Consider the following 16304-nt stretch of genomic DNA (forward strand, 5'->3'; position numbering starts at 1 on the left):
AGCAAAAGCCCCCGGGCCTGTCGCTCCGACCGGCCCGGGGGCTTTCTGACTGCTATTTACGGCTTCAGGATTACCGGATCAGGGCTTCATGACCAGATACAGCGCCCTGCCCTGACGTACGATCCGCACCGATACGGCCCGACCTTCCGGCAGGGATGACACCACTTCCCGGAAATCGGAAACCGAACGCACCTCACGGCGATTGATCTCGGTGATCACATCCTTGGGCCGGATCCCTGCTTCGAACGCCGGACCGCGGCCGATATCGGTGACCACCACACCGCCCGGAACCCCGAGCGAATCGGCCAGTTCCGCGGGCAGCGGTTCAATGGTCATGCCCAGGGGTGCTGAAGAGGAGCCACCGTCGTTACCAGAAGGCGCCTGGCTCTGGGCCTGACCTTCATCCGGCAGCTGACCGATTTCCACTTCCAGGGTCATTTCCTCGCCGCCACGCAGGACAGTCAGGCGGGCGGTCTCGCCCACCGCAGTACGGCCAACCATGGGTGGCAGATCCGAGGAGAACTGGACTTCATCGCCGTCATACTCGAGTACGATATCACCGGACTGCAGGCCTGCCTGCTCGGCCGGAGACCCTTCCATCACTTCGGCAATCAGCGCACCGCGGGGCCGCTTCAGACCAAAGGATTCGGCCAGGTCGCGGTTGACCTCCTGGATCAGGACGCCAAGCCAGCCCCGGGATACCATGCCCTTGTCACGGATCTGCCGGAACACGTTCATGGCATCGTCAATGGGGATGGCGAAGGAAACGCCCATGAAACCGCCTGAGCGGGTATAGATCTGGGAGTTGATACCGACAACCTCGCCATCCATGTTGAACAACGGCCCGCCGGAGTTACCCGGGTTGATGGCAACGTCGGTCTGGATGAACGGAACGTAGTTTTCACTGGGCAGGGAACGGCCCAACGCACTGACAATGCCGGCGGTCACGGTGTAATCGAAACCGAACGGTGAGCCAATGGCGAACACCCATTCGCCGACTTTCAGATCCCGGGACTTGCCAACCTTGACCACAGGCAGGTCACCACCGTCCTCGATTTTCAGCACGGCCATGTCGGAGCGCGGGTCGGTGCCCACCAGTTTGGCCGGCAGCTCGCGGCGATCGTTCAGGCGAACGACGATTTCATCGGCTCCCTCGACCACATGATTGTTGGTCAGCACGTAACCGTCACTGGAGACGATGAAGCCCGAACCCATGGACCGCCGGGGCTGGGCGCCGCCGGGCGAACCGCCGAACGGCGACTGGGGGCCGCGGAAAAAGTGCTGGAAGAACTCGGGCATCTGCTCCAGCTGGCGCTCATCAAAGGGCATGCCGCCGAACCCGGTGTTGCCACCCTTGGGCTCGGTGGTGGTACTGATATTGACCACGGCACCGGAGTTTTCCTCCACCAGCCCGGTAAAGTCCGGCAGGCTGCGGGCCGCGACGCCCTGGCTCCAGAACACCATCACCATGACGGACATCATCAGCAGGGCACCCAGCACCTTGTCGATCCGGAACGCGGGTAATGTCCGGGTGGCCACTGTTATCTTTCTCGGCATGTTGAACCCCCTGTATTAACAACTCATAAGGTTAGTTTTGAGGCCCGTAAAAGCGTTTTCAACTTACAAATCGGTAGGATTTATAGACAGGTTCGGGCCACACCCCGGATTGCGCCGCAGAAGCTTCGGTTCGTAGCCGCCACGACGGCCCGGAAACAGCCTGGCCAGGAAAAAGCCGCCAGCGAGACCGGCAGCGGCACCCAGCATGGCGCCACCATCACTGCCCCCTGACAGATTATGTCCGGCGATGGTTCCCAGCACCATGGCACCGAGCGGAACGGCATAAACCAGCATGGAGGCACCGAGCAATGCCTGTTCCTCGATACCGATGGTCACTTCATCGCCCACCCTGGCATTGATGCTGTTGGCGACCAGGACCTGGTTGGCCCGGCCACCGGTCACCGAAGCCAGCGCCCTCTGGCCACAACCACTGCGGGCCGAGCAACTCTGGCAGGCGCTGGCCCGGATGGTCTGTACCCAGGCATGATCGCCCTTGATCGCAATCACCTTGCCGGTCTCGGTAATCACGAGCCGTTACCCTCAAGCGCCAGGGTGTCCTGCACCCGGACCGACTCGGCAACTTTCCGGGCCGTTGCCGGCGGGATTTCACCCACCACGGTCACCAGAAATTCACGTTCTCCGGACTCAAGCGCATGCATGTAGATGGTTGTGGCACCTATGCGGGAAACGCCCTTGGGCATATTCAGGCGGCCAGCCGGTTCGACAAATACCGAGAACGCCGCCAGACCATCAGAGAACGCGACCACCTGGCCACGGCCGGCACGGGGCGCCGCCGCGGGTGCGAAACCATCGGGACGCCACCCCAGCTCCCAGCCATTCATCCTGGCAACCGGTGAGGCCTCGGCAAGCCCGTCATCGGCAGCCAGGTTCCGGGATATTTCACGGCCCTGGGTACGGATCTCGAACTCTTCATCCGGGATATCGTCGGTAATCTCCAGGCTGGTGAACTGGAACTGCTCCATCACGTCTCCGGACGAGGCCCTGACATGACTCTTCACCAGCAAGCCGGTCGTTCTCTCCAGCCACAACCGGTGGCTGTAGCGGTACTCGTCCCGGGATCTGAGCGCAATTTCGACCGCCTCATAGCCGGCGACCCGGTCCTCGCCCACCATCTCGGCACTGTACCAACGGCTGACGGGCATCAACTGACTGGTAAATGCCTCCGCGAAGGGGCCTGACGGAATGACCTGATCCAGCCGGATCCGGCCCCGGTCCGGCAGCACACAGACCACATTGACGCCGCGACGGACAATCTCGCCGCTGCCTCCGTCCTGCATCACCAGACGCTCCTCGACGACGCCGTCACGATACCGGTGAGCAATCTGCATGGAGTGCACCTGATCGCCACGGGCATAGACGAAAACGCCACGGTAGGAGGTCATGTTGAGGGCCGGCGCCAGGCGCTCCAGCCATTGGTTCACCTCACCCCTGTCACTGTCAGCCGCCGCCAGACCCGGAACTGCCAGGGCAAGAACCGCCAGCAGCAGGGCCGGAATGGCAGTAGCTCTCAAGCGTGAGGACAGCCTGTTCATGCGCATTCGCACTCCAAGATATCAGTATCCATTGCCGGCACTGACCACCCGGGCGTAACCGACCGCACCGCGACCCGCCCCGACACTGTTGTGCTGGGCGTGCTCCAGCAGGTACTGGCTCATCTGCTCCCACTGTTCTTCATCCAGCCCCTGCAGGGTTACTTCACGGACCTGGGCGGCAGCCACCTCACTGTCAGGAACCGCTTGCGCAGCGATTTCGGGCGCACCGGCCGTTGCAGATCCCTCCCGGGAGTCCCAGCCAGCGCCTGCTCCGAAACCCACGACCAACGCCACCGCCACCATCGCCACCGCCGGCCAGCGCCAGCGTGAAGACGACGAGGCGGATCTGGCCAATACCCGGTGATGGGCGGCACCGGAGCGGCCGTCGAGTGCCGCCCGAACGTTGGCGCTGACATCAACACCCTCCGCCGGGGTGTGACCACTGTGCATCAGATCCCGGACCTGCTGCCAGCGCTGCCACTGGTCGCGTACCCTCGCCTGGTCGTGATGGGACAACAGGCGGCGTACCGATAGCTCATCCGCTTCGTCATCCATCATGGCCGACAGGGTTTCTCTGAGACGATCATCCATCGGATGCAACCTCAAGTTGTCTCTGTGTGATTGAGCAATGGACCAAGGTGCCGATCCACGGCATCCCGGGCCCGGAAAATACGGGAACGGACGGTTCCGATCGGGCATTCCAGAATTTTGGCGATGTCCTCGTAACTGAGGCCATCGTACTCGCGCAACAGGAAGGCCGAGCGCAGCTCTTCCGGCAGTTCAGCGATGGCCCGGGACAACTCCTCCTGCAACTGCTCACGCTGTAACAGCCGTTCCGGAGAAGCGGGATCCCTGAGCCGGATACCGTCATCAAAATTTTCGGCGTCGGAGACATCGGCACTGGCCTGCGGGCGCCGGCCCCGGGACTCCAGGAAGTTCTTGGCGGTGTTGACCGCGATTCGGTAGAGCCAGGTGTAAAACGCGCTGTCGCCACGAAACCGGTCGATGGCGCGATAGGCCTTGACGAAGGTTTCCTGGGTCAGGTCCATCACTTCCTGGGAATCGTAGACATAACGGCTGATGATTGAAGCCACGCGCGTCTGGTATTTGACCACCAGCAGGTCGAAAGCCGCCCGATCGCCATTGCGGACCTTGCGTACGAGCTGAAGGTCCGTCTGACTGTCGGAGTGCTCACCCTGTGTCTGATTCTGTTCAGGCGTCATGGACGGTTTGCCGGTTTTCCCTGATGTTGCGGCCAGCTTTTCGGCCGTTGCGAGATTTGCTTGAGTCATCACTGCTGTCCGGCGTCCGTTTTTGTCCATTTTAGGCGCACGCTCCACAGGGGCGCGCCGTCAGGCCAAATAGACAGCAGGCGTAAAGTTTAGTTCAATACACGTCCACATTATGGCCCGCGATACCGATCCAATGCCACAGTCCTACGAATACGATGTTCTCATAATCGGCAGTGGAGCTGCCGGTCTTACCGTCGCCCTGAACCTGCCCGACCACCTGAGCATCGGGGTCATCAGCAAGGCAGATATCAGCAGTGGCGCCACGCTGTGGGCCCAGGGCGGCATTGCGGCGGTACTCGATGACAAGGACTCGGTCGAGAACCATATCCAGGACACCCTGGCGGCGGGCGCGGGCCTTTGTCACGAAGATTCTGTGCGATTCACCGTGGAGAATGGCAAGGACAGCATCGACTGGCTGATCGACTCCGGGGTGGATTTTACCCGGGAGGATGACAGCGATCACTACCACCTGACCCGCGAGGGCGGGCACAGTCACCGGCGAATCATCCATGCCGCCGATGCCACCGGCCACGCCGTGTCCACCACCCTGACCTCCCAGGCACAGGCCCGACCCAACATTCACCTGATGTCGAATCGGGTAGCCGTGGACCTGATCACCAACCGGAAACTGTCGCTACCGGGCAACCGCTGTGTGGGAGCCTATATTCTCAACCTGGAAGACAATCATGTGGAACTCTTCCGGGCCCGGTTCACCGTCATCGCCACCGGGGGTGCCTCGAAGGCCTACCGCTACACCACCAACCCCGATGGTGCCTCCGGGGATGGCATTGCCATGGCCTGGCGGGCAGGTTGCCGCGTTGCCAACATGGAATTCAACCAGTTCCACCCCACCTGTCTTTACCATCCGCACGCAAAATCGTTCCTGATCACCGAGGCGGTTCGCGGCGAGGGTGGGCTGCTGAAGCTGCCGGACGGCACCCGCTTCATGGACCGGTTTGACGAACGGGCCGAGCTGGCACCCCGGGACATTGTCGCCCGGGCCATCGACCACGAGATGAAGCGACTGGGTGTGGACCACGTGTACCTGGACATCAGCCACAAACCGGCGGATTTCATCAAACACCACTTCCCGACCATCTACGAGAAGTGTCTGGGCTTTGGCATCGACATCACCAAAGAACCGATTCCGGTGGTTCCTGCCGCCCACTACACCTGCGGTGGCATCATCAGTGACGAACGGGCCCGCACCGACGTCAACCAGCTTTATGCGGTCGGCGAAGCCGCCTTTACCGGCCTGCATGGCGCCAACCGCATGGCCAGCAATTCCCTGCTGGAGTGCCTGGTCTATGGCCGGGCCGCAGCCGCCGACATTGCCCGCCGGGAATCGGATATCCCGGCGCCCCCGGAAGCCCCGGAGTGGGACGAAAGCCAGGTCCGGGACTCCGACGAGGACGTTGTCATCTCCCACAACTGGGACGAACTGCGCCACTTCATGTGGGACTATGTCGGCATTGTGAGAACCACCAAACGACTCCAGCGTGCCAAGCACCGGGTCGACCTGCTGGACCGGGAAATCAGCGAGTTCTACAGCAACTACCGGGTTTCCAATGACCTGCTGGAGCTGCGCAACCTGGTCACGGTGGCGGACCTGATCATCTGTTCGGCCCTGCAGCGCCGGGAAAGCAGGGGGCTGCACTACACCCTTGACTACCCGGGACTGCTCAATGAAGCCCGCGATACGGTACTGGTTCCGACCACCTACCGGACCCAGGCCCCCTGATCCTTCAATTTCTCTGGAAAACTGGCGATACCATTATGTCCGATACCCCCAACGTGCCCGACAACCCCGAGTTCAAGCGCCTCTGGTGGCACAGCCGCCGCGGCATGCTGGAGCTTGATGTACTCCTGGTACCCTTCGTGGAAGAGGTCTACCGCGACCTTGAGCCCGAGGACCAGGCCCGCTACCAGAAACTGCTGAGCTGCGAGGACACCGATATGTTCGAGTGGTTCATGCAGCGCAGCCGGCCCGAAGACCCGGATCTCCAGCGCATCGTCGACATGATCCTGAACCGTGTCCAGCCGGATTGATCTCCGGCTGAGTCCCTCTGTCAGTGTCGGCCTGATTGCGACCCTGCCCTGGCTGGCACTGCTGGCCTTCGTCCTGACCGCAGCCTCCGAGAGCCGGCCCTGGATGCTATTCTTCGTTCCCGTGGCCGGCACCGGTGCGATCCTGCACTTTCGCCGCTTTGGCCTGCTACGCGGCAAACGGTCGGTTACCGGGCTGGCGCTGGAAGCCGGTGAGCTGCAGGCGCAATTCTCCGGGCGGGAAGCCATTCCGGTCCAGCCCTGCCGCAGCAGCCGGCTCGGCCCGATGCTGACCCTCTTGAAACTTCGCCCGACAGGCTCCAGATTAGGGGCGTACTATCTTATTCTCCTGGCCCCTGGGCCATGGCCTGGTGGCAACGTCTGCCCGGACCAGTTCCGCAGGTTGCGCCAGTGGCTGCGCCTGGGCCAGTCGCAGTCGTCCATCTGATACACCACCGGAGTTTCCATGACCGACACGGATACTGCTGCCCCCACGCAACCAGAAACCGCCAGCCTGCCGCTCCCCGACCGGGGCTACGCCAGGCTCTCTGACCGGATCCTGGTGCGGGTTTCCGGCCCCGGAACCGACAAGTTTCTGCAGGGCCAGTTCAGCCAGCACCTCGAGGAAGTCACCGGTGATCGCGCCCTGCGCGGGGCCGCCAGCACGCCGAAGGGACGCGCCTACTGTCTGACGCGACTGGCACGGGACGGCGACAGTGTTGTTCTGGACCTCCCGACGGCACTGGCAGAGCAGACTCTGACCCAGCTGCGAAAATACCTGATGCTGTTCCGGGGCACGACCATGGAGACCCTGGACCAGGGCATGATCTGGGGCATCCTCGGGCAGGACACGGCACGTGCAGCCGCTGGCGGGGATGTTTCCGGGCTTCAGGCTGCGGGTGACGTTCTCAGGCTCGAGTCGGGACTCCTGATCCGGGTTGAATCCGACGAACGCGGTCTGGAACGGTACGAACTCTGGCAGACTTCCGGTGAATCTCCGGATTTCGCGGACGCCCCGCAGCTGTCCCTGGCCGACTGGCACGCAACTGAAATCGCCGCCGGTGTTCCGGCCCTCGATGAGGCAGGCTGGGAGGCGTTTGTTCCGCAGATGCTCAACCTCCAGCATCTGGACGGCATCCATTTCAAGAAAGGCTGCTATACCGGTCAGGAGGTCATCGCCCGCATGCACTTCCTCGGGCAGCTGAAGAAAAGCCTGTTCCGGTTCCGGAGTTCCGGCGACGTCACGCCCGGCGCGGATATAAAAATGGGCGACCGGAGCGTCGGCACGGTGGTGAACCGTGTACGATTCAACGATGGCTCGGTGGAATTGCTGGCTGTCGTTCGCCACGATGCTGCGGATCAGCCGCTGACGGCAGACGGCAACAGCCTGACTTCCCTGCCCCTGCCCTATGCGGTACCGGAGCGTGAGCAAGGGGATGATCAGGAGTCTTCAGCCGGCTGATACCGGTTTCCGATAGCGGGCAATCAGCTCCGCTTTGGCGGGCAGCGACCAGTCGATGGGCGGCTGCCCGTTGCCCTTGAGCCATTCGTTGGCCCGGGAGAAGTGCTTGCAGCCGAAGAAGCCCCGGTAGGCACTGAGGGGCGACGGATGCGGGCCCTCCAGCACCAGGTGCCGGCTGCGATCGATATGCTGGCCCTTTTTCCGGGCGTAACTGCCCCAGAGCAGGAACACCACGCCTTCGCGCTCCCGGTTGACGGTTTCTATCACCCTGTCGGTAAAGGTTTCCCAGCCCTTGCCCTGATGGGCGCCGGCCTGTCCCTGCAATACCGTCAGAACGCTGTTCAGCAACAACACTCCGCGCTCGGCCCAGGGCTGAAGGCAGCCATGATCCGGCGGCTCGATCCCCAGATCATCCCGGATTTCCTTGAAGATATTGACCAGGGAGGGCGGAACCGGAACCTCTGGACGCACCGAGAAACACAGGCCATGGGCCTGGCCGGGGCCGTGGTAGGGGTCCTGGCCAAGGATTACTACTTCCACCTTGTCCAGCGGCGTGCTGTTCAGGGCATTGAAGCAGTGGGAACTGGGTGGGTAGATCACCTTGCCGGCCTGTTCTTCCGCCGCCAGGAAAGCCGCCAGCTGCTGCATGTAGGGCTGGCTGAATTCGCCGGTGAGGTGGTCGTCCCAGCCGCGGCCGGGTTTGAGCTGGCTGGCCAGGGTTTGGGCGGGGTGCATGGCCGACTCCTGGGTGATCGCTGGGTTGGTTGAAGTTGGGGTCAGATGAAAGCTTTCATCAGACCCCGGAGTTGTGAAAGTGGAGTCAGAAGAAAGCGTTCTTCTGACCCCGGCTTCCGGGCTGAAAATGGGGTCAGATGAAGGCTTTCATCTGACCCCGTCCTGGAAGTCATCCGCCGGGTTGAGCGGTTACTCTTCGTCTTCCGCCTGATGGTGCTCGACCTTGTGCTCCGGGCGCATGTGCGGGAACAGGATCACGTCGCGGATGGACGGCGAATCGGTCAGCAGCATGGCCAAGCGGTCGATGCCGATACCCTCACCGGCAGTGGGGGGCAGGCCGTATTCCAGAGCCATGACGTAGTCCTCGTCATAGAACATGGCCTCGTCGTCCCCGGCGTTCTTTTCCGCCACCTGGGCGTGGAAACGTTCGGCCTGGTCTTCGGCATCGTTGAGCTCGGAGAAGCCGTTGGCCAGCTCGCGGCCACCCACGAAGAACTCGAAACGCTCGGTGACGAACGGATCACTGTCCTTGCAACGGGCCAGCGGCGAGACTTCCTTCGGGTAGTCGGTGATGAAGGTCGGCTGAACCAGCAGGTGTTCCGCCGTCGCCTCGAAGATTTCCACCAGCACCTTGCCCAGGCCCCAGGTGTCCTTGAGCTGGATACCCAGCCCATCCGCCACCCGGCGGGCACTGGCTTCATCGCCCAGCTGACCGGCCTGGATGTCCGGGTTGTGCTCCAGAATCGCTTCGACCACGGTCATACGCTTGAACGGCTTGCCGAAATCGTATTCCACGGTTTCGGTTTCACCGTTGGCCAGCTCCCGGGTGTTGACCACGGTCGTGGTGCCCAGGACCTCCCTGGTGATCTGGCGCAGCATGTCCTCGGTCAGATCCATCAGGTCATTGTAATCCGCGTACGCCTGGTAGAACTCCACCATGGTGAACTCGGGATTGTGCCGGGTGGACAGGCCCTCGTTGCGGAAGTTGCGGTTGATCTCGAACACCCGCTCGAAGCCGCCCACCACCAGGCGCTTGAGGAACAGTTCCGGGGCGATACGCATGTACATGTCGATGCCCAGGGCGTTGTGGTGGGTCACGAACGGACGAGCCGTGGCGCCACCGGGAATCACCTGCAGCATCGGGGTTTCCACTTCCATGAAACCACGGGCATTGAAGTAGTTGCGCATGCTGTTGATCAGCCGCGTGCGGATCTGGAAGGTCTTGCGAGTCTCCTCGTTGACCATCAGGTCCACATAGCGATGCCGGTAGCGGGCCTCCATGTCGGTCAGGCCCTTGTGCTTCTCGGGCAGCGGCCGCAGGGACTTGGTCAGCAGCACGTACTCGTCCATGGTCACGTACAGGTCACCCTTGCCGGATTTGGACAGAGTGCCCCGGACACCGATGATGTCACCCAGGTCCCAGTGCTTGGTTTCCTTCTGGACATGCTTGGTGGCATACACCTGGATGCGACCGGTCATGTCCTGAACCACCTTGAACGCCTTGCGGTCCAGCATCATGCGGCCGGCGATGGCCACCTTGATATCAAGCTTCTCCAGCTCTTCCTTGCTCTTGTCACCGTATTTTTCCTGCAGTTCGGCAGCGGTGGCATCGCGACGGAAGTCGTTGGGGAACGGATTGCCCTGGCGGCGCATGTCAGCCAGTTTGGCGCGGCGCTCGGCAATCAGCTTGTTGTCCTCGTGCTGTGCGGCGTGTTGGGTGTGTTCAGTCATGTTGGCTCACTAGGATTCGGATTGTCCGGTTTAATCGGGTTGGACGAGAGGCGCCGGTTACAGCGCCATCTTCAGACTGGCTTCGATGAACTTGTCGATGTCGCCGTCCAGAACCGCCTGGGTGTTGCTGGTTTCCACCTTGGTGCGCAGGTCCTTGATCCGGCTGTCATCGAGGACATAGGAACGGATCTGGCTGCCCCAGCCGATATCGGCCTTGGCATCCTCCGCCTTCTGCTTCTCGGCGTTGCGCAGCTGCATCTCACGCTCGAAGAGCTTGGCCTTCAGCTGCTTCATGGCCTGGTCTTTGTTCTGGTGCTGGCTTCGGCCAGCCTGACAGGCCACCACGATACCGGTCGGGTTGTGGGTCAGTCGCACGGCGGACTCGGTCCGGTTTACGTGCTGACCACCGGCACCGGAGGCACGGTAAACGTCCACCCTCAGATCGGCCGGGTTGATCTCGATCTCGAAACTGTCATCCACTTCCGGCGATACGAACACGGAAGAGAACGAGGTGTGGCGACGGTTACCGGAATCGAACGGGGATTTGCGCACCAGGCGGTGCACGCCGGTTTCGGTGCGCAGCCAGCCGTAGGCATAGTCGCCCTGGATGTGAACGGTGGCACTCTTGATACCGGCCACTTCCCCTTCCTGCAGTTCGACAATCTCCGCCTTGAAACCACGGCGCTCGGCCCAGCGCAGGTACATGCGCAGCAGCATGTTGGCCCAGTCCTGGGCTTCGGTACCACCGGAGCCGGCCTGGATGTCCAGGTAGGCGTTGTTGGCATCCATCTCGCCGGAGAACATGCGGCGGAATTCCAGCTTCTGCAGCTCGCCATCGAGCGCGTCCAGATCAGACTGGATCTCGTCAACGGTGCCTTCGTCGTCTTCCTCGGCCGCCATCTCCAGCAGGCTTTCAGCATCGCTGAGGCCGGTGGTGAGGTTGTCGATGGTGTGGACAATCAGCTCCAGGTCCGACCGCTCCTTGCCCAGGCCCTGGGCCCGCTCCGGGTCGTCCCAGACGCTGGGTTGTTCCAGCTCACGCTCAACTTCGATCAGTCTTTCACTACGCTGATCGTAGTCAAAGATACCCCCTCAGCGCTTCAGTGCGCTCGCGAAGCTCTTTGATCTTCGTCACTATGGGATTGATTTCCATGAAACCCTTTCTCGCTTTGGCAAATGGGGTGTAAAACAGAGGCGGAATTCTACCGGAATTCCGCGCTTAAATCAGCCGTACCGCGGAATTGCAACGCAAACTCAGGGGCTGACCGGAAGACGGGGTCTGACCCCGCGGGGTCAGACCCCAACTTCACCGAAAGGCCCACGCAGCGGTGCCAACCGCAAACTCCGGGGTCTGACCCCGCATGGGGTCAGACCCCATTTTCACCTATAAGGCTTCGATGTAATCCACCAGCAACTGCAGATTCGTCCGCCCCCGAAAGGTATTGGCATCCGGCTTGTACACCAGCCTTGCCCCCGAGCGGGTGTAATCCGGCACTTCCGGCCCGGTATTGAAGGCAATGCCGTCAATGATTCCGCCGCCGTCCGCCGGTTGCAGCACCAGTTTCAGGTGGTTTTCCCCGACAATGCGCTGGCTTACCACTCGGAATTCACCATCAAACACCGGCTCCGGGAAATGCTGCCCCCAAGGACCGGCACGCTTCAGCAGGTAGGCGGTATCCAGGTTCAGCTCATCGGCACCCAGCGGGCCATCGGTGATAATGGCCGCCTCCAGGTCCTCCGGAGTGAGCGCATCCCGCACAGCCCTGTCGAACGCGTCGCTGAAGGCATCCAGGTCTTCTTTGGCAAGGGTCATGCCGGCGGCCATGGCGTGGCCCCCGTATTTTTTCAGCAGCCCGGGATGGCGGGCGTCCACCACGGCCAGGGCATCACGGATGTGCAGGCCCGGAATCGAGCGCGCAGACCCCTTGATATGCTCGCCATCGTCATCCGGCGCAAAGGCGATGGTGGGCCGATGGGTCTGCTCACGGATTCGCGCAGCGAGGATACCGATCACGCCCTGGTGCCAGTCGGGATCGAACAGGGCCAGCCCCCAGGGCAGGCCTTCGATATCCAGGGACATGGACGCCAGCAGCTCCTGGGCCTGGCTCTTCATGTCCCGCTCGATGGTGCGCCGTTCCCGGTTGAAGGTGTCCAGCTCCCGGGCCAGGCGCCGGGCTTCGTCGGGATTGTCCGCCAGCAGACAGGCAATACCCACGCTCATGTCGTCCAGGCGACCAGCCGCATTGAGACGTGGCCCGACGACAAAACCGAGATCGGTGGAACTGATGTGGGCATGGTCGCGACCGGCCACTTCCAGCAGTGCCAGTATGCCAGGCCTCGCCTCACCCTGCCGGATCCGGCGCAGCCCCTGCTCCACGAAGATGCGATTGTTGTGATCCAGTGGCACCACGTCCGCCACCGTGCCCAGGGCCACCAGATCGAGCAGACACCCCAGGTTCGGCTCCGGCTGTGGCAGCCTGCCAACCTCCCGCAGGTGCTTGCGCAGGGCGGTGAGCACGTAGAACATCACTCCCACCCCGGCGGCGTTTTTGCTCAGGAACGGGCAGCCCGGCTGATTTGGATTGACGATGGCATCGGCATCCGGCAGCACCTCGCCGGCCAGGTGGTGATCGGTGACCACGACCCGGATACCCATGTCCTGTGCCACCCTGACGCCGTCGATAGCCGAGATACCGTTGTCGACGGTCACCAGTAGATCCGGCAACTCGCCCTCTTCTTTCAGGCGCTCAATGATGCCGGGGGTCAGGCCGTAACCATCCGCGAACCGGCTGGGTACCCGGAAATCGATATTCCCCAGTCCCAACATGGACAAACCGAGCATGGCCACCGCGGTACTGGTGGCACCATCCGCATCGAAATCTCCCAGTACCAGCACCTTCTGCTGCCGGTCGATGGCCTCGGCCAGCAACTCCACGGCACGGTCGATGCCCCGCAGCTGCATGGGGGAGGCCAGATGCTTCAGGGTGTAACTGAGCTGCTCATCGGAGGTAACGCCGCGGGCCGCATAGAGGCGGCGCAGCAAGGGAGGCAGGTTTTGCCCCCAGGCAGGCACGGTGTCCGGCCGGGGGCGACGCAGGATCTTTTTCGGTGTCATACCGGATCAGGCGTTTTTCCAGTGCTGGGCAATGAATGCCTGCACACCGGCCACGTCGTTGTCGAGCACCGTGTAACGCTCTTCCCGCTCGAACAGGTCGGCCATGTGGGCCGGCAACTGCGGCTTCACACTGACGCCGGATTCGGCAATCGCATCCGGGAACTTGGCCGGATGCGCGGTACCGAGGGTAATCATCGGAACGGCGGGATCACGACGGCAGGTGCGTGCGGCACGGACACCGATGGCCGTATGCGGATCCAGCAAGTATTCGTTGCGCTCATAGATCTCGCGGATGGTGTCGCAGGTGGTCTTGTCATCCACTGCATCGCTGTCAAAGAGCTTGCGGGCATGGCGCCAGCGGTAATCTTCAATGCTGACCGGGCCCTTGGCGGCATTCTCAAGCAGTTCCTTCACCGCCGCACCATCGCGGCCATGCAGATCAAACAGCAGGCGCTCGAAGTTGCTGGACACCATGATGTCCATGCTCGGCGACAGGGTATGTTCGAGCTTGTGCTGTTCATACTTGTTGCCGCTCATGAAGCGATGCAGGATATCGTTGCGGTTGGTGGCAATCACCAGCTGGGAGATGGGCAGGCCCATCTTCTTTGCCAGGTAGCCGGCGAAGATATCGCCGAAATTACCGGTGGGTACCGAGAACGCCATGCTGCGATCCGGCCCGCCCAGGGCAAGGGATGCCTGGAAGTAATACACGATCTGGGCCATGATCCGCGCCCAGTTGATGGAGTTCACCGCCGCCAGCTGGGTCTTGCCACCCAGGAAAGACTGGTCGCCGAAGCTCTCTTTCACCATGCGCTGGCAATCGTCGAAATTGCCCTTCACCGCGATGTTGTGGATGTTGTCACCCTTGACCGTGGTCATCTGCCGGCGCTGCACCTCGGAAACCCGCTGGTGCGGATGCAGGATGAAGATATCCACGTGCTCGCAACGGCGACAGCCTTCGATGGCGGCTGAACCGGTATCACCGGAGGTCGCCCCCATGATCACCACGTGCTGGTTGCGTTTCTCGAGCACATAGTCCAGCAGCCGGCCCAGCAGTTGCAGGGCGAAATCCTTGAACGCCAGGGTCGGGCCCCGGAACAGTTCCAGCACCCATTCGTTGGTATCCAGCTGGACCAGCGGCGCCACCGCCTGATGGGCAAAAACGGCGTAGGTTTCGTCCAGCATCTTGCGGAAATCATCCGCCGGGATGGCATCGTCCACGAACGGGTGCATGACGTTGAACGCCAGTTCGCTGTAGGACAGCCCACGCCAGCTACGGATCTCTTCCAGGCTGAAATGCGGAAGCGATTCCGGAACGTAGAGGCCGCCATCGCTGGCCAGGCCGGTCAGAAGGACGTCTTCAAAGCCCAGGGCGGGAGCTTTGCCCCGTGTACTGATGTATCTCACGTTCGTACCTGTCAGTTGAAGTTTTCGGCGCGGATGCGGACCACTTTGCCATCGATATCCGACAGCGCTTCCATCTCCTCGATCGCCAGGTTCATCTGGCGCTCCTGGACGGTGTGGGTCAGGATGATCACCGGAATCCGGCCGTCCTTGAACTCCGACTCCTTCTGCATGATGGACTCGATGTTGATGCCATGCTCACTCAGGATGGAGGCAATCTTGGCCAGCACGCCCGGATGGTCGAAGGCCTGGATGCGCAAATAATAGGCGGACTGGATATCCTCCATCGGCAGGACACCCAGGTCCTCCATGGCCTCCGGATGGAAGCCGAGGTACGGCACCCGGAGGGCACTCTCGATGGATACGGCACGAGCCACATCGACAATATCGGCGATCACGGCGGAAGCAGTTGCCTCGTCACCGGCACCCGGGCCGTAGTACATGGTCTGGCCGACGGCATCGCCATCCACCAGAACGGCATTGAGAACACCATCAACCTGGGCAATCAGGTGACTGCGCGGAACCAGGGTGGGATGGACCCGCAGCTCGATGCCGTCCTCCCGGCGACGGGCAATACCCAGGTGCTTGACCCGGTATCCCAGCAACTCGGCGTGGGCAATATCGTACGGGGTGATGGAGGAAATCCCCTCGGTGTAGGCTTTCTCGAACTGCAGCGGCACACCGAACCCGGAGGAGGCCAGGATCGTCAGCTTGTGGGCAGCATCGATACCTTCCACATCGAAGGTCGGATCCGCTTCGGCATAACCCAGGTCCTGGGCTTCCTTGAGCACTTCACCGAATTCCCGGCCGGCACGCATTTCGGTCAGAATGTAGTTACCGGTGCCGTTGATGATGCCTGCAATCCAGTCGATCCGGTTCGCGGCCATTCCTTCGCGTACCGCCTTGATCACCGGAATGCCACCGGCGACACCGGCTTCGTAGGCAACCACGACACCGGCTTTTTCCGCCGCTTCGAAGATTTCGTTGCCGTGTACGGCGATCAGGGCCTTGTTGGCCGTCACCACGTGCTTGCCGTTACGGATGGCTGCGAGCACCAGCTCCTTGGCGGTGTCATAGCCACCGATCAACTCGACCACGATATCGACCGCCGGGTCATTCACGACGTCGAAAATGTCGGTGGTGAAGGGAACATCCCCCAGCGCCAGGTCGTCGCGACTGCGACGGCTGGCCACCCGGGTAATTCGGATGTTGCAACCGGCACGACCCGCAATAAGCGCGGCGTTACGGGTCAAAACATTGAATGTACCGCCGCCAACGGTTCCCAGTCCGCAGATTCCGACACTGACGTCTTTCAAACTCTCACCTCTGATCCCGAAGGGGTGCTGATGGATTGCAATGAAGTGGCATAGTATACCGATTCAGGGCCGGCTGAATAAGCCCTGAATCGG

Annotated in this window: 15 protein-coding genes; 4 read left to right on the top strand and 11 right to left on the bottom strand. The window is 61.9% G+C overall.

The window, feature by feature from the left end; genetic code table 11:
• Positions 1–78 precede the first annotated feature (78 nt).
• The 5 genes from BM254_RS13815 to rpoE form a co-directional block, all read right to left on the bottom strand.
• Positions 79–1557 (bottom strand): DegQ family serine endoprotease, encoded by a 1479-nt coding sequence (locus BM254_RS13815; RefSeq protein ID WP_092004843.1) that lies wholly within the window; start codon positions 1555–1557, stop codon positions 79–81.
• A gap of 63 nt (positions 1558–1620) precedes the next feature.
• Complete coding sequence (locus tag BM254_RS13820; protein ID WP_092004846.1) at positions 1621–2085, bottom strand: SoxR reducing system RseC family protein; 465 nt, start codon at positions 2083–2085, stop codon at positions 1621–1623.
• Entirely contained in the window at positions 2082–3116 is a 1035-nt protein-coding gene (locus BM254_RS13825) for a MucB/RseB C-terminal domain-containing protein (RefSeq protein WP_425434498.1), read from the bottom strand. The genes BM254_RS13820 and BM254_RS13825 overlap by 4 nt, the downstream gene beginning before the upstream one ends.
• A gap of 15 nt (positions 3117–3131) precedes the next feature.
• The gene (locus tag BM254_RS13830) at positions 3132–3701 is read right to left on the bottom strand and encodes an RseA family anti-sigma factor (RefSeq protein ID WP_092004850.1); all 570 of its coding nucleotides are present in this window, start codon (positions 3699–3701) and stop codon (positions 3132–3134) included.
• 11 nt (positions 3702–3712) lie between these two features.
• Positions 3713–4402 (bottom strand): RNA polymerase sigma factor RpoE, encoded by a 690-nt coding sequence (rpoE, locus tag BM254_RS13835; RefSeq protein ID WP_092004853.1) that lies wholly within the window; start codon positions 4400–4402, stop codon positions 3713–3715.
• A gap of 133 nt (positions 4403–4535) precedes the next feature.
• Between rpoE and nadB the strand changes: the two genes are divergently transcribed.
• The 4 genes from nadB to ygfZ are packed head-to-tail and all read left to right on the top strand — an operon-like array spanning position 4536 to position 7910.
• A complete protein-coding gene (gene nadB, locus BM254_RS13840; protein ID WP_175497275.1) occupies positions 4536–6143 on the top strand; it encodes an L-aspartate oxidase in 1608 nt (535 codons plus the stop codon).
• 35 nt (positions 6144–6178) lie between these two features.
• Complete coding sequence (locus BM254_RS13845) at positions 6179–6451, top strand: FAD assembly factor SdhE (RefSeq protein ID WP_092004859.1); 273 nt, start codon at positions 6179–6181, stop codon at positions 6449–6451.
• On the top strand, positions 6435–6896 hold the full coding sequence (locus BM254_RS13850) for a hypothetical protein (RefSeq protein ID WP_092004862.1): 462 nt from the start codon (positions 6435–6437) through the stop codon (positions 6894–6896). The genes BM254_RS13845 and BM254_RS13850 overlap by 17 nt, the downstream gene beginning before the upstream one ends.
• 18 nt (positions 6897–6914) lie before the next feature.
• Positions 6915–7910, top strand: a complete 996-nt coding sequence (gene ygfZ / locus BM254_RS13855) for a CAF17-like 4Fe-4S cluster assembly/insertion protein YgfZ (RefSeq protein WP_092004865.1) — start codon at positions 6915–6917, stop codon at positions 7908–7910.
• On the opposite strand, the gene ung is transcribed toward ygfZ, so the two are convergent.
• From ung to BM254_RS13885, 6 genes are all read right to left on the bottom strand, one after another.
• On the bottom strand, positions 7899–8645 hold the full coding sequence (ung, locus tag BM254_RS13860) for a uracil-DNA glycosylase (protein WP_092004868.1): 747 nt from the start codon (positions 8643–8645) through the stop codon (positions 7899–7901). The genes ygfZ and ung overlap by 12 nt on opposite strands.
• A 189-nt stretch (positions 8646–8834) precedes the next feature.
• Positions 8835–10376: a lysine--tRNA ligase gene (lysS, locus tag BM254_RS13865; protein WP_092004871.1), complete on the bottom strand. Its 1542-nt coding sequence runs from the start codon at positions 10374–10376 to the stop codon at positions 8835–8837.
• Between the two features lie 57 nt (positions 10377–10433).
• Positions 10434–11529 (bottom strand): peptide chain release factor 2 gene (gene prfB, locus BM254_RS13870; protein ID WP_139227083.1). Its coding sequence is split into 2 segments (ribosomal slippage): positions 10434–11456 and positions 11458–11529, totalling 1095 coding nucleotides; the frame shifts between segments, so codons are not numbered across the junction.
• Positions 11530–11760: 231 nt separating this feature from the next.
• Positions 11761–13491, bottom strand: a complete 1731-nt coding sequence (recJ, locus tag BM254_RS13875; RefSeq protein WP_092004874.1) for a single-stranded-DNA-specific exonuclease RecJ — start codon at positions 13489–13491, stop codon at positions 11761–11763.
• A 6-nt stretch (positions 13492–13497) separates the two neighbouring features.
• Positions 13498–14898 (bottom strand): threonine synthase, encoded by a 1401-nt coding sequence (thrC, locus tag BM254_RS13880; protein ID WP_092004876.1) that lies wholly within the window; start codon positions 14896–14898, stop codon positions 13498–13500.
• Positions 14899–14909: 11 nt separating this feature from the next.
• Positions 14910–16211, bottom strand: a complete 1302-nt coding sequence (locus BM254_RS13885) for a homoserine dehydrogenase (protein WP_092004879.1) — start codon at positions 16209–16211, stop codon at positions 14910–14912.
• Positions 16212–16304: the final 93 nt, after the last annotated feature.

The sequence above is a fragment of the Marinobacter pelagius genome (genome assembly GCF_900114925.1).
In the GTDB taxonomy this organism is placed as follows: domain Bacteria; phylum Pseudomonadota; class Gammaproteobacteria; order Pseudomonadales; family Oleiphilaceae; genus Marinobacter; species Marinobacter pelagius.